Origin of the sequence: Halorussus halobius, assembly GCF_004765805.1 — an archaeon.
GTDB classification, from domain to species: domain Archaea; phylum Halobacteriota; class Halobacteria; order Halobacteriales; family Haladaptataceae; genus Halorussus; species Halorussus halobius.
Window position 1 is genome coordinate 1 of record NZ_SBIU01000014.1, and the last position, 1,630, is coordinate 1,630.

Below are 1,630 nucleotides of genomic sequence, written 5' to 3' on the forward strand. Positions count from 1 at the left end.
GGTACGTGTTTACCCCGAGGTCTCAACAACCGGCACAGTCTGCTCTCGTGAGATCATTTCGTTGTCGTGGACAACCCGCGTAAGTTCCTCGTATGGGTTGCGTCCCTGCTGGCGCCACGTCGCCAGCAGGGACAAGATCGTCTCGTGAACGAACATGCCACGGTCGTTCCGGAGTGTTCCGATGATTTTCCGGAGAACAACAGGTTCACGAAGGGCGTTTTCTGCGGCATTGTTCGTCGGGGAGACCGCTGGCTCACCGACGAAGGTGAGCCAGTGGTCGAGTCCACCTTCGATCTTCCCGAGGAGTGTTGCCACTGGTTCGTCGGTCACTGACCGCTCAACGAGCGATCTGAGGCCGTCCTGACACGCTCGATGCATCTGTGCTCTCGCACGAGGATCTGGGTCGGTCTCCAGCCACGACTGGAGACCGACGAACATCTGCTTGAGATACCGGTACACCGGTTCTGCCTCCTCGTGGTCACTAGCAACGTCTTCAGCCTCCCGGAGAAGATGTGCCCAGCACCGCTGAAGCGTACTGCTGAACGCTGGATACGCCGTCCACCCATCACAGATGACCGTTCCCGCGAAGTCCTCGCCAAGGACTTCCGCGGGAACATCACTCCCACGACTCTCTCTGACCGCGTACAGCGTATGCTCGTCCGTCCGAAACGTCCAGATCCACGCTTGGTCACCGTCACGCTTGATGCCGGTTTCGTCAACGTGGACGATTTCAGCCTCCTGAATCTCTCGACGGATCTGCTCGTACTCACAGCGACCGGCGCGCGCAGCGCGCTCGGTCGCGTGCCACGCGGATGCACCTGAGAGTTCGAGTCCGTGAAGTTGCTCGAAGCGGTCCGTGATTTTCCGGTAGGGAAGGCGGTGATCGTACCGTGACAGGGCAGATTGCGCGATGACGTTCACCCCGAACTGCCCCTCATCGGGGCAGTCGGGGTGAGTCGCAACCGTCTCAGTTCCACAGGAGTCGCATTGGTAGCGGTGTCGGTTGTACTGGGTGACTTCTGGTGGCTGTGGATCCGGGACTTCCTCGACGAGTCGGGGGCTGACGCCCACCGACTCGTCGAAGTGGTCGCCACACTCGGGACAACAGTCAGAGGTGACCTCGATTTCTTCATCAGGATCGGGCGGAGAGCGCCACTCCGGGTTGTGACCGTCCTTTCGACCGGGAGTACCACCATCAGTTCGGACATCGTCGTCTTCGTCGTCCTGCGAGGTCGGGGACTCGTCGGTCCCCGACCGTCGCTTACTGGGTGGAGTGTGTGGATTCTCGTACTTCCGGAGACGTGTTTCGAGTTCTTCGATCCGCTCTTGCTGCTCTTCGATCCGTTCGTTCTGTTCCTCGATCCGCTTGTCCTTCTGGGCAATCTTCTCTTCCAGCTCGTCGATTCGCTCCTCCATCTGGAGAAACCGCGAGAGGAGTTCGTCCTTGGAGAGATCGTCCCAGCTCATCGATTCCACCTCGAAACGACGACAGCAGGGCCGACGGGATGGTCTCCGGGCAGCGGAGACCATCCCTGAGAATGTAGACTGACTCCCTGCTGACAGACCATGTATCTGTCACAGGCCACCACCTACGAGACAGTGACGAAATCAGACGGGGCTAAACACGTAC

At 59.5% G+C, this 1,630-nt stretch carries 1 protein-coding gene; it reads right to left on the reverse strand.

All coding sequences use genetic code 11. The features are described 5' to 3' along the window. Positions 1-9: 9 nt before the first annotated feature. Positions 10-1,467: an IS66-like element ISH10B family transposase gene (locus EPL03_RS19645; protein ID WP_012289081.1), complete on the reverse strand. Its 1,458-nt coding sequence runs from the start codon at positions 1,465-1,467 to the stop codon at positions 10-12. Positions 1,468-1,630 lie beyond the last annotated feature (163 nt).

Bases quoted from the DNA above. Each gene is read 5' to 3' on its own strand.
- EPL03_RS19645 (WP_012289081.1), bottom strand. From the start codon at position 1,467: ATGAGCTGGGACGATCTCTCCAAGGACGAACTCCTCTCGCGGTTTCTC.